This window comes from Streptomyces sp. NPDC088194, from assembly GCF_040702025.1.
GTDB lineage: Bacteria > Actinomycetota > Actinomycetes > Streptomycetales > Streptomycetaceae > Actinacidiphila.
On the sequence record NZ_JBFBIV010000015.1, the window covers coordinates 96052 to 117900 of the forward strand.

A 21849-nucleotide genomic window follows, 5' to 3' on the forward strand; every position below is an offset into this window, starting at 1 on the left:
CGCCGTACCAGGGGAAGCAGCACAGGGGGAGGCGTCACGTACGTGAGAGTCCTGCATGTGGTCACCCTGCACACGCCCACCAACGACTTCGGCGGTCCGACCAGGGTCGCGCTGAACCTGTCGCGGGGGCTGCGGGCCAAGGGCGTCGACGCCCGGATCGCCACGCTCGGCGACGGCTTCACCGGCCCGCTGCCGACCGAACTCGAAGGCGTGCCGTCCTTCGTCCACCAGGCCCGGCACCTCCTGCCCGCGTTCGAGGTGAGCGGGATCACCTCGCCGGGGCTGCTGGCGAAGGCGCGCCGGATGGTCAAGGGCGCGGACGTGGTGCACGTCCACCTGATGCGGGACCTGATCACGCTGCCGTTCGCGCTGATCGCCCTGGAGGCCGGGGTGCCGCTGGTGGTCCAGACGCACGGCATGATCGACCCCACCGAGAAGGTCTTCGCCAAGGCCGTCGACCTGCTCGGCATGAAACGGGTGCTGCGCCGGGCCGACGCGATCCTGCACCTCACCGCCATGGAGCGCGACGGCGTCCAGGCGGTCGTCCCCGACACCCCGCTGACCACCTTCCACCGCCTGGTCAACGGCGTCGTCCGGCAGGACCGCCGCCCGCCGCGCACCGGCGACCGCCCGCCGACGGTCCTCTACCTCGCGCGCGTGCAGAAGCGGAAACGGCCCGAGGACTTCGTCGCCGCGATGCCCGCGGTGCTCGCCATCCACCCCGACGCCCGCTTCGTGCTGGCCGGACCCGACACCGGCGCACTCACCGAACCGCTGCGCGCCCTCGCCGCCGAACTCGGCGTCGGGCACGCCCTGGAGACCCCCGGCCCGCTCGGCCACGACGACGTGCTGCGCCGCCTGCGCGACGCCGACGTCTACGTCCTGCCGTCCGTGGTCGAGCCGTTCGCCGTCTCCCTGCTCGAAGCGATGTCCGTCGGCGTGCCCGTCGTCGCCGCCGCGACCGGCGGGCTCTCGCCGGACATCGAGGCGGCCGGCGCCGGCGTCATCACCCCCAGCCGCCCCGACGCCGACAACGGCCCCCTCGTCGCCGCCGCCATCCTCGAACTCCTCGAACCCGACGCCAACGCCCGCGCGTCCCGCGCGGCCTGGCAACTCGTCGAGGAGCGCTTCTCCCTCGACGCCGTCGTCGACGACCTCCTCACCGTCTACGCCCGGGTCGGCGCCCGGCAGCCGTAGCGCGGGACTCGCCGTTTCGCCGCGCCGCCGTCCGTCCCCCCTCTACCGTTCGACCAGAAGACGTGTGCGCCGGGGCGGGCTGCGCCGGCGGGCACCGGGAGCCGACACGGTTGGAGGACCGCCCCATGCCCCACACAGGACGACCGAGCCGCCGATCCGTTCTCAAAGCCGGTACGGGGTTCGCCCTGGCCGGCGCCGGTGCGCTGAGCGCCGGTCTGTACGGTGCGGCTCCGGCCGCCGCGGCCCAGGCCGGCACCCCGCTGTGCGACCAGCCCGGCGACTCCGCGAGCGCGGTGGGCCTGGGCTCCGGGGACCTCGGCATCCCGTACCACCGCGAGCACGACGGCAGTTGGGGCTACGTCTTCGGCGACTCGTGGGCGGGAATGCAGCAGGCGGACGGCACCTACCTCGGCTCACCGGTGATGCTGAACCAGGCGGGCTTCGACCCCTCCGGCGCGACGCCGATCTCGTTCACCTGGGCCGAACCGGGCGGCAGGGCAGCCCAGTTGTTCGACTACACCCACAACGCGGACAACGGGTACGGCACCGAGGTCAGCCGAATCCCCAACGACTGCATCGAGTTCGGCGGCCGCACGTACATCCAGTACACCTCCGTGGCCACCTGGGGCCCGCCCGCCGGGTACGACGGCTCGCTGATGTCCGGTGTCGCCTACTCCGACGACTACGGCGCGACCTGGACCGACTTCCCCTACCACTGGGACGGTGACGTGCGGGGCGTCAACCAGTCGATGTACGGCATGTGGTCGTTCGCGGGAATCGACCCCGACGGCTGGCTCTACATCTTCTCCAAGCGCTGGAACGGCACCCACAACAACACCGCCGACGGCGGGGCGATCCAGCTCTTCCGCATCCAGCCGGGCGACTTCCACAACGGCGACTTCGGCGCCCAGCAGAACTGGGCCTACCTCGACGGCTCCTGGCAGTGGACCACCTCCGCGCCGCCGTCGGTCATCCTGTCCGGCAACAACACCGGCGAGTTCTCCGTGAAGCTCATCAACGGCACCTACTGCATGAGCTACTTCGACGTGGTGCTGGGGGCGATCTGCACCCGGACCGCGCCCCGCCCGGACGCGGTGTGGAGCACCCCCGTCCCCCAGATCACCGCGCTGACCGTCCCCAACCTGTACGGCGGCTACATCCACCCGGGCAGCCCCGCCGCGACGTCCCTCACCCTTGTCGTGTCGCAGTGGAACGGCACGGTGGGCCAGGCGCCTTACTGGGTACGCCAGTTCGACGGCATCAACGCGTAGGGGGAGCGCGGGGCCGTTCTGCGCCTCTTGGAGTGATGGCGTGATGGCATGATGGAGCGATGCTAGCTTGCTAGTGGGCTAGGGTGCTAGCATCGCCCTGTGAGTGGCGAAGAGGTCAAGCAGTTCAACGTGTACCTGCCGGTCGGGCTGATCAAGCAGGTCAAGTACCACGCCATCGAGTCGGGCTCGTCCCTCTCCGCGCTGGTCGCGGACGCGCTGCGTGCCTACCTCGACGACACCGACGGGCAGCAGCGGAAGACGTCCGAGAAGGAGAGCTGACATGACGACCGAGGGCATCGAGGCCGTGTTCCTGACGACCCACAACTGGGGCAGGACGGCGAAGTTCTTCCAGGCGCTGGGCTATGAGCTGGAGTTCTCCACCGACCACGACTCCGGTCAGCTCCGCAACGGCGACGGTCCCTACGTCTTCGTCGCCGAGGTCCCCGAGGACCGTGAGCCCGAGACGCGGATCGTGCTGAAGGTGCCGGACGCGGACGCCTTCCGGGCCGATCCCGCCGTCGAGGTGGTCTCGCCGTTCGAGGAGACCCACTTCGGGACCAGGGAGATGACCGTCCGGGACCCCGACGGCCGGCTGTGGAGCCTTCAGGCTCCCGCCAAGGGCTGACGGCGACGAGAAGCCCGGGGCGCCGGACCGTATCGGGGCGCCGGACGGCTCCGGGGTGCGGACCGCCCTCTGGCGGGCGTCGCACGTGCGGGTCGACGCGCCGCCCCACGGGATCGAGGACGGGATCGGCCTGCGGCTGGCGGCCACCCCGCGCCGGCTCGCCGGGCTCGCCCCCGGCTCGATGTTCGCGATGACGTTCATTCAGCGGTCGGACCGGCGGACTCCGCCCGTCGAGCGGTGAGGACCTGCTGGTGGTCACCGCCCGGCGTCGAGGGCACGGGCCGGGTCCGTCTTTCGGGGTCGGGTCCGTTCGTCGGGGCGGGGCGGGGCGGGGCGGGGCGGGGTCGGGGTCGGGGTCAGCTCATGCCGCTCGGGCGGTCCAGGCGCCAGATCGCGAAGGTCCCGCTGCCGGCGGCGGCCGTGGGCGGCGTGCCCTGCTCGTGGCGGAGTTCGGTGAAGCCCAGCCGGCGCGGCACCGCGGCGCTCGCGGTGTTGGCGATGTCGTGCTCGATCTCCAGGTACTCCACCTCCGGCAGCGTGAACATCTCGGCGACCAGGGCCGCCGTCGCCCTCGTCGCGATGCCGCGGCCGGTGGCGGCGGGGTGCAGCCAGTACCCCAGGCGCCGGCCCCGAGGGTCGGCGTACCGGTAGGACTGGCACATGCCGAGGAGCGCGCCGCCGTCCGCCTCGATCGCGTAGTTGTACACGTCGCCGCTCGCCCAGTTCGTCCCGGCCTTCGCGAGGAAGTCCCGGGTGGCGGCCTCGCCGTGGCGGGCGACCCACGGCTCCCAGGGCAGCAGGTGCTCCACGGATTCCTCGATCAAGGTGAACGCCGAGGCGTAGTCGCTCTGCCCCTGCCAGCGTCGCAGGACGAAGTCCCCGCACTCGATGATCTGCCTCGGTCGTGCCATGCCGACCATGATCGTTCGTGGGACGGCCCGCCGCAACGGACCGGGCGGGCGGGCCCCTCCCGTGGCCGCGGCGGCGATAAAGCCGTTCCTGGTGCCGCTCCCGGTGCTGCTTCTGCCGCCGCCGCGATGAGTTTCGCCCGGCGCGCGAGTCCCTTCTGGTGACCGCCGGCGCACGCCGACGCATGCCGTACGGCGCCGCCCGGCACCGGACACCCCTGGAGGACACCATGACGACCTCGCCCGACGACCCGACCCGCCCGCCCATCGTGGACATGGACACCTGGCAGACCGCCCGCGACGCGCTGCTGGTCCGCGAGAAGGCCCACACCCGCGAGGGCGACGCGATCGCCGCGGCCCGCCGCCGGCTGCCGATGGTGGAGTTCGACGGGACCGTCAAGGTCGTCGGCCCCGACGGCCCGGTCCCCTTCCTCGACCTGTTCCAGGGCCGCGACGAGCTGCTGGTCTACAAGCACATGTGGTGGGACGGCGCGCCGCACCAGGGCCAGTGCGAGGGCTGCACCGTCTCCGCCTGGCACCTGAAGGACGCCGTCTATCTGAACGCCCGCGGTGTCTCGTTCGCCATCCTGACGCCGGGCCGGTGGGACGAGGTGGCCCCCTTCGTCGAGTTCATGGGCTACACCCAGCCCTGGTACTCGGTGCGCGACGTGGCCGAACCGATCGGCGGGGCGATGGGCCACCTCACCGCCTATCTGCGCGACGGCGACCGCACGTTCCTCACCTACTCCACGACCGGCCGCGGCACCGAGGCCGCGAGCGGGTCCTTCGACCTGCTCGACATGACCCCCTACGGCCGCGGCGAGGCGTGGCAGGACAACCCGGAGGGCCGGCCCGAGGGCCACGGGCCCTGCTGGTACTGGCGCACGGATGTCGACGGGAACGCCACCTGGGGCCCGACCGGCCGCCCCACCCCGCAGTGGACCCGGCCCGGCGCGACCCCCGAGGAGAGCCTCGGCCGCGAGGGGCAGCACCACTGACGCGCGCTCGCTGTCCGGGAGGGAGCGGTGCGGCCGGTCCGGCTCACCGCTCCCAGGACGACGCTCGTATCCGCACCGGGGCCGTGACGTGCCGTGCCGCGTGTTGCTGTGCCGCGTGTTGCCGGGCCGGGGCCGTGCCGGGTCGTGACGTGCCGTCAGGCGTTCACGCTTCGTCCTCCGAGGAGTCGGACAGGTAGGGCTCGTCGCCGCGGTGCGGAGGGTTCAGCCGGTGGGTGCTGCCCTTCTCGGTGATGCCGAGGAGGACGTCGTCCTCGACCTGGTGGCCGCTGCTCTCCACCTTCTGCTTCATCGCGGCCTTCGCCTCCGCGTTGTCGACCATCCACGCCGGCATCCTCCAGTTCGGGAAGAAGCCGCCGTGGCTGCCCGACGTCACGATCCGGTACCCGAGCGCGTTGGCGATGTGGGTGTTGAAGACGGCGTGCGCCCAGTGGCAGGCGATGCAGTCCCGCTTCCGGCCGCCGATGGGCCAGTCCTGAAGCTCCCCGGGGCGCGGGTTCGGCCGCTCCCGCATGGACCTGGCGACCGCGTCCAGCAGCGCCATCTCGCCGTGGACCTTCGCTTGCTTGGGTCCGGGGGCCTTCACGGTGTTGTGCCACGTCAGGCTCTCGGGGTCCGCCACGGCCTTCTTGATGGCGTCGAGATGCGCGTGCGCCGTCGCGTCGCCGGTTTCGGCGTGCCGCTTGCCGTATCCGCCGCTGAGCAGGGCCGCGAGCTTCTTCTCGTCGTGACCGCCCGGGCCTGCCAGCGCCTCCGTCAGGCGGCCCAGCGCGGCATCCCGTTTCCCTTGGGACATGCCGGTGTTGCCCGCGATGTGCACCTTCCCGTCGATGACGGTCAGCGCCAGGTGGGGGGTTCCGGCCCGGCCCAGGGGCAGGCCCCCGTCGTCCGCGTAGTGCGCCCCCATCATGACCCGGGCCACCCGGTTGAGCATGCGGGTGGGGACGTCCAGCTCCGAGTGGACCTCCTGCCCGGCCGCCAGGTCGAGGTCCGGCGCCGTCACCTGTCCCGGGCTCGGCCGCTTCTGCCGTTCACCGGTGGCCGGCCCGGCAGCCCGCTGCACCGCGGCCCCGTCCGCCCGCCCGCCGTACCGGTCCTGCCGGTCCTGCCGGTCCTTCTGGTCCGCGTCTTCCGCCCAGGGGTGCCCGGCCTCGCGCAGCATCTGCACGACGGCGGCGTTGCCGGCGGCGGGTTGCAGGGCGAGCAGCGCATGCCGCGGCCGCCGCGTCCCGCCCGCGGGTGAGCGGGTGACGCCCCGGCGTTCTTCGGTCGCCATGTCGGCGTGGTCGCGCATGCGTGATCCCCTCGTGAAGCACCTCCCCTCCTTACTAGGCGTACGACGCCACGCCGTCCAGGTATGCAGGGGCAGAAGCCGATGGCTGTACGGGCAGGCATTCCCGGCGCGACCCCGCCGTACGGGGAGCCGCGCCTGCTACACGTCGTCCAGGTCCGCTCCGAAGGTGACGTCCAACTCACCGGCGAGCGCGTCGGCCAGCTGAGGCATCTGCACGCGGTCGATGATCACCCGTTTGAGCGCCGAGACGCCGCGCACCGCGGAGAGGTCGTTGCCCCGTAGGTCCAGGCCGCGGTAGGTGCCGTCGCCGAACTCGGTCAGCCGCAGATCGCAGTCGTCGAACAGGGCGGCGCGCAGATCGCTCCCGATGAACGCGGCCTCGCGGAGCGAGCACCCGGAGAAGATCACGGGACCCAGGGCACGTACGCGGGCGAAGGTGGCGTAGTCGAGCTTGCACTTCTCGAAGAGGACGTTGTCGAGGGCCAGCCCCTCCAGGGCTGCGCCCATCAGCCGGCACTCTCGGAAGACGATCCGGGAGAGCTTGCTGCCGGTCCAGCTCAGGGCCGGCAGTTCGCAGCAGCTGAACTCGACCGAGTCCGCCCTCACCGCGTCCAGTCGCGTGCGCTCGGCAGTGCACCCGCTCACGCGCCCCTCCACCAACTGCGCACCGGCCAGATCGAGTTCGCGCACCTTCGCGTCGGCGTAGCGGAACCCGCTGACCCGCCCGTGCATGTCTTCCAGCGACGTCACGTCGGACAGGGCGAGTCCGGGCTCGTCCAGCGACGGGAGAGCGACCTTCGTGCGGCGGATCGTACGGGTGTCCATCACGCTGCCTTCCCCTGAGAAGCCGTACTCGTGCCGTCGACGGCGGCCCACCCGGCAGCGAATCCGCCGGCAACGGCAGGTCAGCTCCTCTTGCTCCAGTTGTCCCAGGTGGGCCTGTTGTCGAAGGGCGCTGGGCTCTTCGCCCAGTTGTCCCAGGTGGGTCGGTTGTCCCACGATGCCTCCACGATCGCGGGTGCGGAGACCTCATGAGCGGAGATCAGGTCCATCACGGCGGACGTGTCGGACGCGGCCAGTCGTTCCAGGAGGGTCATGCTGCATCTTCCTCCGCTGCGAGGACGGACAGGGCCGTGACCAGCGCCTGCCGGGAGACCCGGCAGTAGTTGGTCGCGGTGGTTGCGAGGCTGCCGTTCTCGAAATACCGGTTGGCAGCTTGAGCGCCTCGGCAGAAGTCGAAGAATTCGCAGCCGGATCGGCAGCGGTCCAGGCCGGTGAGGAACTCCTGGACGTAGTGCAGCCGGTGCGCGCCGCGGAGGATCTCGGTCAGCGGCTGTTCCAGGATGCTGCCGGCCAGGAAGCCGCCGTAAGCGGGGTCGGGAGTGTCTCCGAGTTCCGGAGAGAGCAGCACCACGTCTCCCGCGGCGGACACGGTCGGGATGGGGTCGAGCCGGCGACGGTCCCACTCGGAGTGCTGTCCGGCGCGTATCAACCGGAGGTATTCGGAGAGCCTTTCGAGCTCCCGTACTTTCAGCCGGCCGCCGTGATGCCGCGTCCAGATGAGGGTGCGACGCCAGAACTCTTCGGCCTGTTGCGGGGTGGGTGAACGTCGCTCGGCGTTGACGCCCTCGATCTCCTCGAAGTTGACGCCCGCCGATTCACACCCCAGGCCCGCCAGGAACTCCAGTAGTTCCTCCGGCGTCGCTGTGTTCTCGGCGCCGACCACCGAGATCACGGAGAACGGGACGCATCGCTCGCGCAGCCGGTTGATGCCTCGAAGGATGCGGTCGAAAGCCGGCCGTCCGCGGAGGTCGACACGCCCGGTGTTCGCCGCGGCCGGGCCATCGATGCTCACCCCCACCCGAATGTCGTGGGCACTGATCAGATCACACCATGTGTCGGTGACCAGGGTGGCGTTGGTCTGCACGTAGTGGCGGACACGGCCGGCACGGCGCATGTCCTCGAAGGGACTGAGCAGCGTGGTGAACGTCTTCGGCCCCACGGCCAGCGGTTCGCCGCCATGCCAGACGATCCCCAGGGGCGGGCCGCCGGAGGCCAGCGGTGCGACCGACTCCGCCAGGGTCCGGGCGACCTCCGGGGTCATCGTGCGGTGGAGCTTGCGGAAGGGCAGGTAGCAGTACGCGCAGTCGAGGTTGCACCAGGTGGTGGGCTGAACCACCACGGTCTGCGGGGCTGCGAACCACTGGTTGTAGCGGGAACGCCAGACGGATGTGTCGGTACGCATCGCGGTCCTTCCCCTGCGGTGACGGAGACCTCGTCCTGTCCCGAGGCACATCGGGACGGGCAGGGTTCAAGCATCCGGCGGTCCATGACGTCGACCCGGTGACATCGCGATGTCACCGACCATGACGTGTCATCGGCCATCGCTGACAGCGTGCCCAAGCCGGTTGCCTGACAGATGAGTTCGGCCGGATGGGGTGGGCTATCGTGGCGAACGTGCCTCGCTCGATTCTGATCCAGGACGGCCAGACGATCCGCGACACCGGATTCGTCTACATCTGCTCGGGCTATCTCGTCGAGCACGGCAAGGTGCTGCTCGTCCACCACAACCGATTCGACAAGTGGGTTCCGCCCGGTGGCCACATCGAGCCCGGCGAGTCATTCGCCGGAACGGCGGTACGCGAGTTCAAAGAGGAGACCGGTCTTCTCGTGGAGGCCATCTCCAGCCAGCCGGCGATCCATGCCGCCGACGCCAACGCCACTCCAGAGCCGGTGCCGTTCTACGCGGACATCGAGCGCGAGGGCTTCGCCGCTCCCGCCCTTGTCCAGTTCTTCTTCGTGCGCCGTCAAGCCGGATCGGATGAGCAGGTCGTGGAGGCGCAACTCGACGAAGTGCACAGTGCGGCCTGGTTCGGCCTGGACGACATCGACATGTTGCGGACGTTCGATCAGGTGCGCTCTCTGGCTCGTTTCGCGCTGCTGAACCACCCGGACGCCGCCGGACGCACGCGACCGTAGGGGCGTGGCTACCGTCCGGCGAGCCGGTATCCCCTCCCGATCCCGTCCGCGGACGTTGCCGCGCACAAACGTATCGGGGTGTCGCCGAACGCTGTGGACACCGCCTGATTGAGGCGCTGGACGTACTTGGGCACCGAGGACGGGGCGACGAACAGGGCCTCGGCGATCCGGTGGGTCGGAAGACCTCCGGCGGGCCCGTCGTGCAGGACCTTCACCAGGTCGAAGAGACGCTGGGAGAGCTCGCACCGCACCGGTGACTCGCGGTCGGGTACGCCGAGGACGATCGTGCCTCCGGCGCCCAGCACGACACTCGTGATCCGAATCTCCGCGGTGATGACCTTGTCGCTGCCGCCGGGGGCGTCCAGTCCGATACGCGCCAGACGGTCGATGGCGGCCCGGTAGGCACAGACCGTGCTGTACACGGCGCGGACGGTGGCACGCCTGCCGGAAGCCCCTGGTTCGTTCCACATCCCGGCCTCGGCGTCCCACAACTCGTCCATCAACCGCCACGCCCTGGACAACCGGGGATCACGCGGATTCGAGCCGGCTCGGACGACGGCCTCCGCCCCCAACGCGTATGCCATGTGTTCCCACGCGGTGCCCTGGACGTCCTTGTCGTCCTCGACGAAGGTCTCCCAGCGGTGGTGATTGCGCAGGAGCCACTGCCGGGCCTCGGTGACCACCTCCGGAAGTCGCCTGAGTCGGACCTCCCCGTGCACCCCGCCGGACTCCTGCAGCTCGTCCGGGTAGGTGGGCGTGTTGCCCGCACCGATGCCGGAGCAGACCGAGGAGAGCGCCAGTAGGCACAGCGCGGTCTTGCTCGGGCTCGGTTCGGTGTCCACGTAGGTGCGCCAGCCCCATGCGCCGCTCGGGCGGCGGTGGTAGAGCAGGCCGTGTACGCCGTGCGAGATCATCGACTCGGTCCGCTTCAGCAACGAGGTGGTGTCCACTCCGGGAGCGACCGGGAGGCCGGGGCCGAACTCGTGAAGGGTGTCCCGAAGACGGGCGAGGGCACGAAGGGCGAGTGCGGTCTGGTGCAGTGAGGTGTCGTCGAGGCCGAGCACTTCCGGCCAGCCGTGATCGACCCGGTGATCCTCAAGCCAGTCCGCGCACCAGGACACCGCCTCGGCCACGCCGTCATGGTGAAAGAACCGTGGATGAGCCAACAGACCGGTCAGGCCGAAGGCGACAAAGCGGGTGTGCTCACCCCGGCCGCCCTTCTGACGAGGCCGACAGTGTTCCGGGACCGCGGTGGTCAGGAATCCGAGTGCTTGGCGGACCGGTTGGCCGGCCACCCCAACGGCTCGGAGTACCTGCAACACCTCGCTGGTGTTGACGATCGAGGACACGGATGTGAGCGTCAGCCCCCACCCTCCGTCGTAGCCCTGGCTGTGCAGCAGGGTCCGCGCGGCTTGCCCGGCTTTCGTGTCGAACGATCCGAAGCCCTCGCGCGCCTTCTTCACGACCGACCTCCGCTGCCGCACACGGATCTTCCGGACATGACGTACCCAACTCCCTTTCCACAGAAGCCGCTTCGCACAGGAGTGGCTGAGTTGTGACCGGTGGGCACGAGGGGGCGTCGTCCTGTCCGTCCGGCCCGAACGGATTCCGCCGGGCGCCCCGGTTCGTCGCGGTCGCTCACATATCCAGTTTACCTGCGCAGGTAAACTGGACAACCTGGGCTGATGATCCTACGGTGGGACCCATGAACGGAGATCACGCACCCTCGTCCTCGGCCGTTCGCGCCTCGCAGGAGGTGCGCGCGGTCATCGGGCGGCTGCGGCGCCGTATCCGGGCGGCCTCGGGCGCCGACGGCGTCAGCTTCACCCAGCTGTCGGTGCTCGCCCGGCTCATCGACAACGACGGGCTCACCACGAGTGACCTCGCCGCGATCGAGGGCATGCGGCACCAGTCGATGGCGACCGTCGTCGCCGGGCTGGCCGACCAGGGCATGGTGGAGCGCCGCCGCGACCCCGGCGACGGTCGCCGGCTGCTGATCGCGCTCACCGCGGAGGGGCGCCGGCAGGCGGAGGGGGACCGGCAGGCGCGTGGCGAGTGGCTCGCCGCCGAACTGGAGGAGAAGTGCACCGAGGAGGAGCGGCAGACCGTGATCGCGGCGATGTCCGTACTGGAGCGGCTCGTCCATGACTGACCAGACCACCGCCGCCGCTCCCGGCGACACCGCGAAGGAGGGCTTCGACCGCCGGCTCATCCCCCCGATGATGCTGGGGTCGGTGCTGAACCCGATCAACTCGACCATCGTCGCGGTCGCGCTCGTGCCCATCGGCAAGGCGTTCGGGGCGCCGCCGTCGCAGACCGCCTGGCTGGTCTCGGCGCTCTACCTGGCCACCGCCCTGGGGCAGCCGATCGTCGGGCGGCTGATCGACCTGTTCGGCCCGCGCCGGCTGTTCCTGCTGAGCACCAGCCTGGTCGGCGTCGCCGGTGTCGTCGGCACGCTCGCCCCCGACCTCGGGGTGCTGATCGGCGCGCGGGTCGTGCTCGGGTTCGGCACCTGCGCGGGCTACCCCGCCGCCATGGCGCTGCTGCGCAGCGAGGCCAAGCGGACCGGGCACGACAGCCCCGCGGGCGTGCTGACCATGCTGGCGGTCGCCAACCAGACCATCGCCGTGATCGGCCCGCTGCTGGGCGGCGCGCTGATCGGTCTGGGCGGCTGGCGCGCGACCTTCGCGCTCAACATCCCGCTGGCCGTGGTCGCGGTCGCCCTCGGCGCGCTGCGGCTGCCCAAGGAGCCGAGCACCCGCACGGTGGACCGCGGCGAGCTGGCCGCGATGATCGACCTGCCGGGCATGGGCCTGTTCGCGGCCATGCTCTTCTCGCTGCTGATGTTCCTGATGAACCTGCACGCCGCCAACTGGTACCTGCCGGTGATCACCGTCGCCGCCGGAGCCGCCTTCGCGTCAAGGGAGTTGCGCGCGCCGACACCCTTCATCGACCTGCGGGTGCTCGGCGGCAACGCGCCGCTGCTGGGCACCTACGGCAGGGCGCTGGTCGCCTACGTCGTGTCGTACGCCTTCCTCTACGGGTTCACGCAGTGGACGGAGGAGAGCTACGGCCTGTCGCCCTTCCACGCCGGGCTGGTGCAGATACCGATGTTCCTGGTGGGGATAGCCGTGTCCGTCACCGTCGGGCGGCGCAACGGGGTGTTCGCCAAGCTGATGCTCGGTGCCGCCGGGCAGATCGCCGCGTGCGCGCTGATGCTGGGCCTGACCGCGGCGAGCCCGGTGTGGATGCTGCTGCTGATCGCGGTGGTCTTCGGGGTGCCGCAGGGCTCCAACAGCCTGGCGCTGCAGAACTCCGTGTACTTCCAGGCCGATCCGCAGCGCACCGGGTCCTCGGCGGGCCTGCTGCGGACCTTCGGGTACCTGGGCTCGATGGTCGCGTCGTCCGCGACCGCGGCGTCCTTCGGGCAGCGCGCGAGCACCGGTGGGATGCACCACCTGGCGTGGCTCATGCTCGGCGCCGGGGTGCTGTACCTGCTCATCACCGTCTTCGACCGAAGCCTGCGACGCCTCTCGGTCGACCCTTCCGACCCGTCATGAAAGGCACCACCGTGTCCCGTACCGCCCTGCTCGCCATGGACCTCCAGGTCGCCACCGCCCGCATCGCTCCCGACGGCTATCTGCCGCGCGTCGTCAGGACGTTGGAGACCGCCCGCGCCGCCGGGGTGCTCGTCGTCCACGTCGCCCTGCGACTGCGGCCCGGCCACGTGGACGTGCACCCCCGCAACAAGCTCTTCGGCGCCCTGCCGGCCGACCGGTTCACCCCCGACGACCCCGCTGTCGCCATCCACCCGGACATCGCCCCGCGCGGCGACGAGATCGTGGTCCACAAGAACCGCATCAGCGCTTTCGCCGGCAACGACCTCCGGCAGATCCTCGACGCGCAGGACGTCGACCACCTCGTCCTGATCGGCATCGCCACCAGCGGCATCGTGCTGTCCACCGCCCTCCAGGCGATCGACCTGGACTACCAGGTCACCGTCCTCTCCGACGCCTGCGCCGACTCCGACCCCGAGCTCCACGACGTTCTGCTCACCAAGCTCCTCAACCGCCGCGGCGACGTCCTCACCACGGAGGAGTGGGCAGCCACCCTGGCGTGACGCCCGAGGGCGCGCCGGCCGCGGAGTGCCCGACCCGGCGCACCCCGGCTACGCGCGCTTCCGCATCCGGCCGCAGCCCGGCGGTGGGCTGACCCACGCCGAGGCGACCCCGCGCTCGCCGCACGGCACGATCGGCAGCAGCTGGCGCGACGCCGGGAAGGGCCTGGTCATGCAGGTCACGGTGCCCCGCGGCAGCACCGCGACGATCTACGTCCCCGCCACCTCGGCGGACCAGGTCACGGCCTCGGCGGGGGCCCGTCCCGCCCAGTGGGCCGACGGCTACGCCGCTTACACGGTGGCAGCGGGCCACTACACCTTCCGGGTCCGCGGCTGAGCGGTAGCGGGTCCGCGACCGGGCCGTGGCACCGCGTGACCAGGCCGCCCCGGGCGGGCCCGCTGTTGGGGGAGTGTTCGGCCGGTGGCCTCCGCAGGGCCGTCCTGCGGTGCGGGAACGATCTCTAGCGTGACGCCGTTCGAATCCTCACCTTTGGAGTACAGATGCACGGCTCACCCGACGATGCGCCCGGGGCGCACGAGACGAACGACGGCCAGGACGGCCACGGCGAGGGGTGTTCCTGCCCGCGCACCGCGGACCTGGACGGCGCGGGTCTCGCCGCGTCGAGCCGCCGCACCTTCCTGCGCGGCGCCGGTGTGATCAGCGCGGGCGCGGCCGCGGCGGGACTGCTCGGCGCGGCGCCCGCGTACGCCGCCGGCGAGGCGAAGGGCGCCGCGAAGGGCGGCGGCAAGGACGACGACCCCTACGGCCGGACGTCGATGACGCCCGCGCCGCGCGGCAAGTGGAGCCCGGACCCGGACGACCCGCGGTTCACCGTCGTGGTGATGCCCGACACCCAGTACATGTTCGACCAGGACCGCATCCACCCGGTGCCGGTCGAGGCGTCGTTCCGCTACGTCCTGGACCCGGCCGGCCGCGCGGGCGGCAACGACGAGAACATCGTCTTCCTGGCGCACCTCGGCGACGTCACCCAGAACGGCCTGACCGAGGAGTACGCCGCGGCCACCAAGGTCTTCGACCTGCTGGACCGGGCCGGGGCGTCGTACGGCGTGCTCGCCGGCAACCACGACGTCTCCGACACCGACCAGCGCGGCTCCACCCCGTACCTGAAGACCTTCAGCCCGGCGCGGGCCAAGCGGACGCCCAGCTACCACTCCTCCAGCCCCGACGGCTACAACACCTGCCACATCTTCAAGGCCGGCGGCCGGTCCTGGATGCTGCTCTCGCTGGACTGGCGGCTGTCGGAGCAGGGCTTCGCCTGGGCGAACTCGGTCATCAAGGCGAACCCGAAGATCCCGGTGATCGTGACCACCCACGAGATCGTCAACGCCGACGACAGCAGCGAGGCGTCGCTGTCCGAGTACGGGCAGCAGCTGTGGGACGGCCTGATCAAGGACAACGACCAGATCTTCCTGACCCTCAACGGCCACTTCTGGCCGCCCGGCAGCACCGTGCTGAAGAACAGCGCCGGCAACGACGTGCACCTGCACATCACCAACTACCAGGACCGGTACTACGGCGGCGCGGGCATGATCCGCTCCTACCGCTTCGACCTGAACCGCGGGGTGATCGACGTCGCGACCTTCTCGCCGTGGATTCGCGAGCTCGCGGCCAAGGGCGAGCTGAACGAACTGGCCGCGAAGGAGATCGAACTGACCTCGCCGGTCGACTACTTCTCCGTCGCGATCGACTTCGAGCAGCGGTTCGCGGGCTTCGCGCCGGTGCCGTCGCGCGCCGCCCGCCCGGCGCGGCGGATGCTGGTGCCCGGCACGCTGGCGTACTGGCGCTTCGACGAGGGCGGCAAGGCCGGCAAGGACGTGGCCGCCGGGACCGTGGTCAAGGACCAGGCGGGACACGGCAACGACCTGGAGCTGCGGAGCGTTCCGGGCACCGCCGCACACGCGCTGACCTGGACCGGGGACCACCACCCCGACCAGCCCGGCCACGGCAGCCTGGTCTTCGCCGGTCAGGGCAACCCGGTCACCGGGGCGTACTTCCGGACCGTCGACGGCGCGCCGATCAACGCCCGGACCTTCGCCCGCGGCTACACCTTCGAGATGTTCTTCAAGGTGCCCGCCGACTGGGACGGCGGCCGCAACGGCTGGTCGTCGATGCTCAGCCGCAGCGGCAGCGCCGGGAAGGCGGGCAAGAACGGTCCCGCGGCGACCGCCGAGGAGCCGGTGCTGACGCTCAGCCTCTCCAGCGGGATCGAACTCCAGTGGAACGTCTACCCGCTCAACCAGACCGGCGCGGCCACCAACTGGAGCCACCTGCTCCAGCAGGAGGAGTGGTGGCACGTCGCGGTCGTCAACGACGGGCGGATCACCAAGCTCTACGTCAACGGGTGCGAGGAGGGCCGCAACCCCAACAGCACCAACATCGGTCTCACCTCCCTCGACCTGCCCTTCCTGCTGGGCGGTTACGAGTGGGACGGCGCGATCAACCAGGTCTTCCACGGCTCGATCGGCGATGTGCGCATCGTGGACCGGGCGCTGCCGCCGAGCAGCTTCATGAACGCCTGAGCCTCGACGCCTGAGCCTCAGCGCCCGAGCCTCGACGCCCGGCCCTCCCCGCGGACGGCCACTCCGGCGGCGGCGCGGACGAACCCGCCCCGCCGCCGGAGCGGCGCCTGCCCCCGGCCGCAGCCCCCGCACCTGCCCCCGGCGGCAGCCCCATACGGCTCTGACCAGCGACAACGCTATGCAGGGCTGCTCCTGGTCGATCGCAGTGCTTGAATGGACCGTCGTTCCGGCTGAGCAAGGAGAAACGCTGTGCCTCTGGTGTCTGTCGTGATGCCCGTGTACAACTCGGCTGCCACGCTCGGCGCGGCCGTCCGGTCGGTGCTCACGCAGACCCACACCGATCTGGAGCTACTGGCCACCGACGACCAGTCGTCCGACGACTCCATGGACCTGCTGAGGGAGTTCGCCCGGCAGGACGAGCGCGTGCGGCCGCAGACGGCACCCGAGCGGGGCGGCGCCGGCCGGGCCCGCAACCTCGCCATGGAGCGGGCCCGGGGGGACTACATCGCCTTCCTCGACAGCGACGACATGTGGCTGCCGGAGAAGACGGAGCGGCAGCTCGCCTTCGCGGCGGCCGGTAGCGCGCCGCTGACGTTCACCTCGTACTTCAAGATGGACGCCGACCACGACGGCGAGAGCGTCGACTTCGTCCCGAACGGACGCGTCGTCCGCGCGCGGGAGCACGTGGACTACCGCGCGATGCTGATCCAGGACCACATCGGTGCCCTCACCGCCATGTACGACCGCAACGTGCTGGGCACGAGGCTGATGCCGGAGATGCGCAAGCGGCAGGACTACGCCCTGTGGCTGTCGATCATGCGCGACGGCGCCGACGCCCGGGGCCTGGCCGAGCCGCTTGCCGTGTACCGGGCCCACCAGGCGGGTTCGCTGTCGTCCAACAAGCTGTCGCTCGTCCCGTACAACTGGGAGCTGTACCGCGAGCACGAAGGACTGTCGGTCCCGCGGGCGACGCGGGCGCTGACCGGCGCGGTGTGGCAGTCGCTGCGCAACTCGCGGATCTGATCCTTTCCGGTCGGGGCGCTAGCTCGCCTCGACCGCGGGCTTGAGGACGTCCCGCATCCACTGGCGGTAGGTCGTGGGTGCGGTGTTCTCCGGGGTGCGGGCGACCGCGTGGTCCAGGCCGCGCTCCTTGGCGATGTCCATGTCGATCAGGCTCTGGGCCATCGCCTCGGAGAAGCCGTAGCCGACGAACTGCTTCCGGTCCTGGTCGCGGTCGCCCCGCTCGTAGCGGACCGGGGTGCCGAGCACCTCGGAGGCGAGGGCGGCGACCTCGTCGAAGGTCAGGTCGTCGGGGCCGAGGAGGTCGAGGGTGTCCTGCCCGGTCCAGCCGCGGTCCCGCAGCAGGCGGGCGGCGCGGTCGGCGATGTCGCGGGTGGCGGTGAAGGGCAGCTTGAGGTCGCCGGGGATCGTGCCGGCGATCACCCCGCGCTGCCTGATCAGGTCCACCTGCCGGGTCAGGTTGTCCATGAAGGTCGGCATGGCCAGCGCCCGGAAGTGCACGCCGGTGCTGCGGATCAGGTCCTCCATGGCCAGCGACCCGGAGACGTGGCCCGCGTAGAGCTGCGTGCCGCGGCCGAGCGCCGAGACGGTGACGACGCGCTGCACGCCGTGCCGCACGACCGCGTCGGCGAAGGGGATGCTGAAGGTGACGTAGGCGTCGTAGACGCTCGGCGCCCGCACGTCCGCCGGGACCAGCCAGAACACGGTGTCCGCCCCGTCCAGCGCGCGGTCCACCACGTCCCGCTCCCGGTGCGACCCGGTCACCACCTCCACCCGGCCCCGAATCCCGGCCGGCAGCCGGTCCGGGTCGCGTACCACGACCCGGACGTCCTCGCCGTGCTCCAGCAGGTCCGCCAGGACCCGGCTGCCGATGTGCCCCGTCGGTGCGGTGACAACGATCATGATGCGGCCTCCTGCTCGCTCGAAGTAAACTCTACCGTACCGTTTACTTCGACGCCGGGCAAGATCGGCGGCCCGCTCGGCGCCGCGTCGGGAGATCCGCTCAACCCCGCTGGTTCTCCCGCGCCTTGAGGCCGATCTGCCAGCGGTAGAAGCTCATCGCCAGCGCGTAGTCCAGGCCGGCGCGGCCGTCGAGGAAGCCGCGCCGGTAGACGTAGGCGTAGGCGAAGGAGACCAGCGGTTTGAACGGCGCCTGGTGGAAGAGCTGCCCCTGACGGGACTTGACCTTGCGGATGGCCTCCTTCACCGAGGGGTTGAGTTCGAGCCACGCCTCCCAGTCGGAGTAGCGGTTGTGCCGGTCGAACCAGGTGCGCACCGGGTCGAGGTCCTCGTGCTCGATCGGGGCGCGCAACCGGGCCGCGGACGGCGCGACCGGCTGGTAGTGGCCCTCCTGCTCGCCCATCCCGGGGGCGTCGAGGTCACCGAGTTCCGGGAAGTGGCAGCGGGTGCGGTCCAGCAGGACCCGCTTGACGATGGTGTGGCCGTGCCGCAGCCGCCGCCCGGCGAACCAGTAGCCCAGCGGGATGTCGAACGCGGCGACCGACGGCGGTCCGGCCGCGAACACGGTCCGCAGCTCGCCCAGCAACTCGGGGCTGGGCGTCTCGTCGCCGTCGAGGAAGAGCAGCCACGGGATCTCGGTGCGCACCCGGTCCAGGCACCACTGCTTCTTCTTCGGATACCGGCCGTCCCAGGTGTAGTCGACCACCTGCGCGCCCAGCCGCGCCGCGATCTTGCAGGTGTCGTCGGTGCTGTGCGAGTCCACCACGACCACCGCCTCGACGTGGTCGATGACCGAGGAGACCGTACGGGCGATGTTCTCCGCCTCGTTCTTGGTGGGGATGACCACGACCAGCGGGAGCTTGTTCACGAGGTCCCTCCGGAGGGGGTGGGGGATGCGGTGGCGGAGCGGGCCGGTGCGGCGAGCGGGGGCAGCCAGGCGTAGCAGCCGCTGGAGGTGACCGTCTCCGCCGTGGCCGGCACCGTCAGCACGGCCTTCGCCGCGGTGCCGGTCGAACCCGAGGCGAGGGTCTTGCCGTCGGCGCCGGTCACCCGCCAGGCGCAACTGGGGGAGACGGCCGGCGCCTGGTAGCGGCCGGGGGCGACGGACCTGCCGGCGACCGGTGCCGCGGCGACGGCGAAGCTGCCGTCGGCGAAGCCGCGCGCGGCCGCGTCGAGGACGTAGCGCTGGTCGGGGCACAGGGTGCGTACGGCCGCGGTGGCACCGGACCTGCTGATGTCGCCGGTGACGATGGCGCTGGCGGAGGCGGCCGGGTCGATCGCGGAGGTACGGGTCAGCCGTTCGCACACCTCCTGGCCGCCTTCGAGCACGGCGACCGGGTCGTCGCCCTTGGGCACCCGCCCGGACAGGTACTTCTTGTCCTTCGTGCTGAAGGAGCCGCCGCCGGGCGGGGTGAGCTGGTCGTCGGGCACCTTGGGGCCGTCGGCGGCGGAGCCGGGCGCCTCCGAGGAGTCGCTGGTGCTCGAACCGCCGCTCGCGGCCGGGCCGGTGGGGGCGCCGGCCGCCACGGACGGGCGGTGATCGGCGCCGCCCCCGTGCCCGCCGCTTCCGCAGCCGCCGAGCAGCGCCACCGCCGCCGTCACGAGGACGGCGGCGACGGCGGTGCGGCGTCGGACGCCGGTCACCCGGCGGTCCTGAGCGCGTAGTGGCTCGCGACCTGCGCGGCCGTCAGCACGGTCGGGTAGACCGCGGCCTCGTCGATCGAGCCGGCCAGGTCGTCGCTGGTGGGCCGGGTCGGCCAGCCGTTGAGGTTGTCACCGCCGACCCGCCAGTAGCCGGCGTACGCCTCGCTGCCGGTCATGGCCGTGTTCGACCCCTTGAGCACGCCGTCGACGTAGAGCTTCGAGCCGCCGGTGCCCTCGGTGGCGACCACGTGGTGCCAGACGCCGTTGTTGTACTTCGCCGAGGTGGTGATCGTCTGGACCTTGGGGGAGTTGATGCCGAAGACCAACTGCCCGCTGTTGAGCATGTAGATGTGCTTGTCGTAGTGGACGCTGGTCTGGGTGGGGTCGTTGCCGAAGCCGATGATCTTCCCGCCCTTGGTGGTCGTGGTCTTGAACCACGCCTCGACGCTGTACTGCTTCGGCTGCGGATGCTGCCGGTCGCTGTACGTCCACTGCGAGGTGCCGTTGAACGTGTACGCCTTGGAGCCCGGCACCGCGCCCGGCGTCACGCCGTGCACCGGGCCGCCGACGCTGACCCCGCTGTCGTCGGACGCCGAGGAGTCCGCGGTGTAGGAGCCGGACGCCGCGTCGTACCGCCAGTACAGCGTCGCGCCGTCGGCGAGCACCTTCGCCGGGTACGCCTCGGCCGAAGTCGGCACCGTCGTGGACGCGTTCGGCGACAGCGCGGTGGTGTTGGTGCCGTCGCTCGCCGAGACCCGGTAGGTGTACTTCACGCCCGGGGTGACGTCGGTGTCGGTGAAGGTGATCTGCGGGCGCACCCACGGAAGCGAGCTGCCGGTGGTGGTGTAGATCGGCGTGGTCGAGCCGTTGCGGTACACCCGGTAGGTCAGCAGGCTGTCGTCGAGGTCGAGGCTCGACTGCCAACTGACCTTCACCGACTTCGGGTTGATGCTGGTCACCGAGGTCTGCGGCAGGCTCGGGGCAGTGGTGTCCGGGGAGCTGGGGAAGCGGGTCAGGCCCTGCTGCGCGGTGCCGTTGACGGTGGTGAACTCCCCGCCGACCCACAGGTATTCGGTGGAGCCGACCGAGGAGAACGACATCACCCGCGGGCCGATCTGCTCGCCGATCCCGTCGTTGGTGTCGGGGAACCACGACACCAGGTGCGGGTCGCCGACCGGCTCGGCGAGCAGGTGCTTGCGCACCGAGTTCGGGTACTCGCCCATGCTGGAGCAGTCGTGGGCGTGGCTGCCGCTGTACAGCACGCTCTGGTAGACCGCGACCGTCTGGGTGGCCCCCAGGCAGTTGTCCCGCCAGACCTGGCTGAAGTCGGTGAGGCTGAAGCGGGCCCGGCCGTCGAAGACACCGCCGCCGGTGCCCTCGTTGCCGGTGTAGAAGCTGTTGCTCGCCGGGTCGACGTAGATGGTCTTGGTGACGGAGGCCGCGTCGAAGAAGCCGGTCGGGTACGCCTTCACCAGCGTGCCGCCGGTGGTGGCGTCGACGACCGCGAGGGAGTGCGAGTCGGCGCCGTCGACGGTGTTGAAGTCACCGCCGAGGATGGCGTCCTTGCCGTTCGGGGTCAGCGCGAGCGCCCGGCCGGGGTTGTCGACGTCGGGTGCCCACGGCAGCAGCGCGCCGTTGGCGGCGCTGACCGCCGCGTAGCGGTGCCGGGTGGCGCCGTCGACGGAGGTGACGTCGCCGCCGAAGTACACCGCGTCGTCGGTGGCCACGATGGTGCGCACCGTGCCGCTCACCGCCGGCCGGAAGGTGGTGCTGACCGCGCAGGTGGCCAGGTCGATCGCGGCCAGGCTGCTCACACCGGTGCCGCCCGCCGAGCCGAAGAAGCCGCCCGCGTACAGCGTCTTGCCGTCGGGGGAGACCGCCAGCGCCCGTACCGTGGCGTTGTTCGAACCCACGGTGAACGCGGGCTGGCAGCCTGCCGGTTGGCCGGTGGCCGCGTTGAACGACGCGAAGTTCCCGGCCGCGGTCTCGCTGGTGCCGGCGGCGGCCCCCGGCGGGCGGATCGTGGAGAAGGTGCCGCCGGCGAAGACGTCGCCGCCGGACTGTGCCATCGCCCAGACGATGCCGTTGGTCTGGTAGGTGGGCAGGTTCCCGGCGGTGATGCCGACGGGTGGTTGCAGTGCGGTCGCCGGGGGCGGCCCCACGATCCCCAAAGCCGCGGCTGCCAAGGCGAGGGCAGCCGTCAACACCGGCCATCTGCACATGCGTTGCTCTCCTCTACGGAATGGTGCCCGGGGTGGTGCGGGAAGGTGCCGAAGC

General features: G+C 71.1%; 22 protein-coding genes and 1 pseudogene. 13 read left to right on the plus strand and 10 right to left on the minus strand.

Features of this window, described 5'->3' with window-relative positions; all coding sequences use genetic code 11:
• Positions 1 to 42: 42 nt before the first annotated feature.
• The 5 genes and pseudogenes from AB0399_RS11050 to AB0399_RS11070 form a co-directional block, all read left to right on the plus strand.
• Complete coding sequence (locus AB0399_RS11050) at positions 43 to 1197, plus strand: glycosyltransferase (RefSeq protein WP_329370041.1); 1155 nt, start codon at positions 43 to 45, stop codon at positions 1195 to 1197.
• Between the two features lie 125 nt (positions 1198 to 1322).
• Positions 1323 to 2468, plus strand: coding sequence for a DUF4185 domain-containing protein (locus tag AB0399_RS11055; protein ID WP_329370043.1), 1146 nt, complete (start codon positions 1323 to 1325; stop codon positions 2466 to 2468).
• 99 nt (positions 2469 to 2567) lie between these two features.
• On the plus strand, positions 2568 to 2747 hold the full coding sequence (locus AB0399_RS11060; RefSeq protein ID WP_328463365.1) for a CopG family transcriptional regulator: 180 nt from the start codon (positions 2568 to 2570) through the stop codon (positions 2745 to 2747).
• Position 2748: 1 nt separating this feature from the next.
• A complete protein-coding gene (locus tag AB0399_RS11065; RefSeq protein ID WP_329370045.1) occupies positions 2749 to 3093 on the plus strand; it encodes a VOC family protein in 345 nt (114 codons plus the stop codon).
• Positions 3094 to 3124: 31 nt separating this feature from the next.
• Positions 3125 to 3238: pseudogene (locus tag AB0399_RS11070) on the plus strand (SAM-dependent methyltransferase); the annotation flags it as partial.
• Positions 3239 to 3449: 211 nt separating this feature from the next.
• On the opposite strand, the gene AB0399_RS11075 reads toward AB0399_RS11070, so the two are convergent.
• Positions 3450 to 4004 carry a GNAT family N-acetyltransferase gene (locus tag AB0399_RS11075; protein WP_366411049.1) on the minus strand — a complete coding sequence of 185 codons (555 nt, stop codon included), beginning with the start codon at positions 4002 to 4004 and terminating at the stop codon, positions 3450 to 3452.
• A gap of 227 nt (positions 4005 to 4231) precedes the next feature.
• On the opposite strand from AB0399_RS11075, the gene AB0399_RS11080 reads away from it, so the two are divergent.
• Positions 4232 to 4999 carry a DUF899 family protein gene (locus AB0399_RS11080; protein ID WP_329370049.1) on the plus strand — a complete coding sequence of 256 codons (768 nt, stop codon included), beginning with the start codon at positions 4232 to 4234 and terminating at the stop codon, positions 4997 to 4999.
• Positions 5000 to 5162: 163 nt separating this feature from the next.
• On the opposite strand, the gene AB0399_RS11085 is transcribed toward AB0399_RS11080, so the two are convergent.
• The 4 genes from AB0399_RS11085 to amcB all read right to left on the minus strand — a co-directional run bounded on the left by AB0399_RS11085 (position 5163) and on the right by amcB (position 8607).
• Positions 5163 to 6311 carry a nucleic acid/nucleotide deaminase domain-containing protein gene (locus AB0399_RS11085; protein WP_366411050.1) on the minus strand — a complete coding sequence of 383 codons (1149 nt, stop codon included), beginning with the start codon at positions 6309 to 6311 and terminating at the stop codon, positions 5163 to 5165.
• A 138-nt stretch (positions 6312 to 6449) separates the two neighbouring features.
• Positions 6450 to 7136: a pentapeptide repeat-containing protein gene (locus tag AB0399_RS11090; RefSeq protein ID WP_366411051.1), complete on the minus strand. Its 687-nt coding sequence runs from the start codon at positions 7134 to 7136 to the stop codon at positions 6450 to 6452.
• 80 nt (positions 7137 to 7216) lie between these two features.
• Positions 7217 to 7408 carry a multiple cyclophane-containing RiPP AmcA gene (amcA, locus tag AB0399_RS11095; RefSeq protein WP_329370054.1) on the minus strand — a complete coding sequence of 64 codons (192 nt, stop codon included), beginning with the start codon at positions 7406 to 7408 and terminating at the stop codon, positions 7217 to 7219.
• Positions 7405 to 8607 carry a cyclophane-forming radical SAM peptide maturase AmcB gene (gene amcB, locus AB0399_RS11100; protein WP_366411052.1) on the minus strand — a complete coding sequence of 401 codons (1203 nt, stop codon included), beginning with the start codon at positions 8605 to 8607 and terminating at the stop codon, positions 7405 to 7407. Before amcB ends, amcA begins: the two co-directional genes overlap by 4 nt.
• 152 nt (positions 8608 to 8759) lie before the next feature.
• Between amcB and AB0399_RS11105 the strand changes: the two genes are divergently transcribed.
• Entirely contained in the window at positions 8760 to 9290 is a 531-nt protein-coding gene (locus AB0399_RS11105; protein ID WP_366411053.1) for an NUDIX domain-containing protein, read from the plus strand.
• Between the two features lie 8 nt (positions 9291 to 9298).
• Here the strand turns inward: AB0399_RS11105 and AB0399_RS11110 are convergent, their stop codons facing one another.
• Positions 9299 to 10423: a hypothetical protein gene (locus AB0399_RS11110; protein WP_366411054.1), complete on the minus strand. Its 1125-nt coding sequence runs from the start codon at positions 10421 to 10423 to the stop codon at positions 9299 to 9301.
• Between the two features lie 572 nt (positions 10424 to 10995).
• Here AB0399_RS11110 and AB0399_RS11115 point away from each other — a divergent pair.
• The 6 genes from AB0399_RS11115 to AB0399_RS11140 all read left to right on the plus strand — a co-directional run bounded on the left by AB0399_RS11115 (position 10996) and on the right by AB0399_RS11140 (position 16971).
• Positions 10996 to 11442: a MarR family transcriptional regulator gene (locus AB0399_RS11115; RefSeq protein WP_329370060.1), complete on the plus strand. Its 447-nt coding sequence runs from the start codon at positions 10996 to 10998 to the stop codon at positions 11440 to 11442.
• Positions 11435 to 12850, plus strand: a complete 1416-nt coding sequence (locus tag AB0399_RS11120; protein WP_329370062.1) for an MFS transporter — start codon at positions 11435 to 11437, stop codon at positions 12848 to 12850. The genes AB0399_RS11115 and AB0399_RS11120 overlap by 8 nt, the downstream gene beginning before the upstream one ends.
• Before the next feature lie 11 nt (positions 12851 to 12861).
• Positions 12862 to 13410 (plus strand): cysteine hydrolase, encoded by a 549-nt coding sequence (locus tag AB0399_RS11125; protein WP_329374349.1) that lies wholly within the window; start codon positions 12862 to 12864, stop codon positions 13408 to 13410.
• A 25-nt stretch (positions 13411 to 13435) separates the two neighbouring features.
• Positions 13436 to 13744 carry an alpha-L-rhamnosidase C-terminal domain-containing protein gene (locus AB0399_RS11130; protein WP_366411055.1) on the plus strand — a complete coding sequence of 103 codons (309 nt, stop codon included), beginning with the start codon at positions 13436 to 13438 and terminating at the stop codon, positions 13742 to 13744.
• Between the two features lie 164 nt (positions 13745 to 13908).
• Complete coding sequence (locus tag AB0399_RS11135; RefSeq protein WP_366411056.1) at positions 13909 to 15948, plus strand: LamG-like jellyroll fold domain-containing protein; 2040 nt, start codon at positions 13909 to 13911, stop codon at positions 15946 to 15948.
• Positions 15949 to 16197: 249 nt separating this feature from the next.
• Complete coding sequence (locus AB0399_RS11140; RefSeq protein WP_366411057.1) at positions 16198 to 16971, plus strand: glycosyltransferase family A protein; 774 nt, start codon at positions 16198 to 16200, stop codon at positions 16969 to 16971.
• A gap of 18 nt (positions 16972 to 16989) precedes the next feature.
• Here AB0399_RS11140 and AB0399_RS11145 read toward each other — a convergent pair whose 3' ends face one another.
• The 4 genes from AB0399_RS11145 to AB0399_RS11160 all read right to left on the minus strand — a co-directional run bounded on the left by AB0399_RS11145 (position 16990) and on the right by AB0399_RS11160 (position 21794).
• Positions 16990 to 17871 (minus strand): NAD(P)H-binding protein, encoded by an 882-nt coding sequence (locus AB0399_RS11145; protein WP_329370068.1) that lies wholly within the window; start codon positions 17869 to 17871, stop codon positions 16990 to 16992.
• A gap of 100 nt (positions 17872 to 17971) precedes the next feature.
• Positions 17972 to 18796, minus strand: coding sequence for a glycosyltransferase family 2 protein (locus AB0399_RS11150; RefSeq protein WP_329370070.1), 825 nt, complete (start codon positions 18794 to 18796; stop codon positions 17972 to 17974).
• Positions 18793 to 19572 carry a hypothetical protein gene (locus AB0399_RS11155; protein ID WP_366411058.1) on the minus strand — a complete coding sequence of 260 codons (780 nt, stop codon included), beginning with the start codon at positions 19570 to 19572 and terminating at the stop codon, positions 18793 to 18795. Before AB0399_RS11155 ends, AB0399_RS11150 begins: the two co-directional genes overlap by 4 nt.
• The gene (locus AB0399_RS11160) at positions 19569 to 21794 is read right to left on the minus strand and encodes a LamG-like jellyroll fold domain-containing protein (protein ID WP_366411059.1); all 2226 of its coding nucleotides are present in this window, start codon (positions 21792 to 21794) and stop codon (positions 19569 to 19571) included. The genes AB0399_RS11155 and AB0399_RS11160 overlap by 4 nt, the downstream gene beginning before the upstream one ends.
• Positions 21795 to 21849 lie beyond the last annotated feature (55 nt).

Excerpts from the sequence above, each read along its gene's own strand:
- AB0399_RS11135 (WP_366411056.1), top strand. The coding sequence starts at position 13,909 with ATGCACGGCTCACCCGACGATGCGCCCGGGGCGCACGAGACGAACGAC.
- AB0399_RS11075 (WP_366411049.1), bottom strand. The coding sequence starts at position 4,004 with ATGGCACGACCGAGGCAGATCATCGAGTGCGGGGACTTCGTCCTGCGA.
- amcA (WP_329370054.1), bottom strand. The coding sequence starts at position 7,408 with ATGACCCTCCTGGAACGACTGGCCGCGTCCGACACGTCCGCCGTGATG.
- AB0399_RS11085 (WP_366411050.1), bottom strand. The coding sequence starts at position 6,311 with ATGCGCGACCACGCCGACATGGCGACCGAAGAACGCCGGGGCGTCACC.
- AB0399_RS11080 (WP_329370049.1), top strand. The coding sequence starts at position 4,232 with ATGACGACCTCGCCCGACGACCCGACCCGCCCGCCCATCGTGGACATG.
- AB0399_RS11115 (WP_329370060.1), top strand. The coding sequence starts at position 10,996 with ATGAACGGAGATCACGCACCCTCGTCCTCGGCCGTTCGCGCCTCGCAG.
- AB0399_RS11090 (WP_366411051.1), bottom strand. The coding sequence starts at position 7,136 with ATGGACACCCGTACGATCCGCCGCACGAAGGTCGCTCTCCCGTCGCTG.
- AB0399_RS11160 (WP_366411059.1), bottom strand. The coding sequence starts at position 21,794 with ATGTGCAGATGGCCGGTGTTGACGGCTGCCCTCGCCTTGGCAGCCGCG.
- AB0399_RS11055 (WP_329370043.1), top strand. The coding sequence starts at position 1,323 with ATGCCCCACACAGGACGACCGAGCCGCCGATCCGTTCTCAAAGCCGGT.
- AB0399_RS11065 (WP_329370045.1), top strand. The coding sequence starts at position 2,749 with ATGACGACCGAGGGCATCGAGGCCGTGTTCCTGACGACCCACAACTGG.
- AB0399_RS11120 (WP_329370062.1), top strand. The coding sequence starts at position 11,435 with ATGACTGACCAGACCACCGCCGCCGCTCCCGGCGACACCGCGAAGGAG.
- amcB (WP_366411052.1), bottom strand. The coding sequence starts at position 8,607 with ATGTGCCTCGGGACAGGACGAGGTCTCCGTCACCGCAGGGGAAGGACC.
- AB0399_RS11145 (WP_329370068.1), bottom strand. The coding sequence starts at position 17,871 with ATGATCGTTGTCACCGCACCGACGGGGCACATCGGCAGCCGGGTCCTG.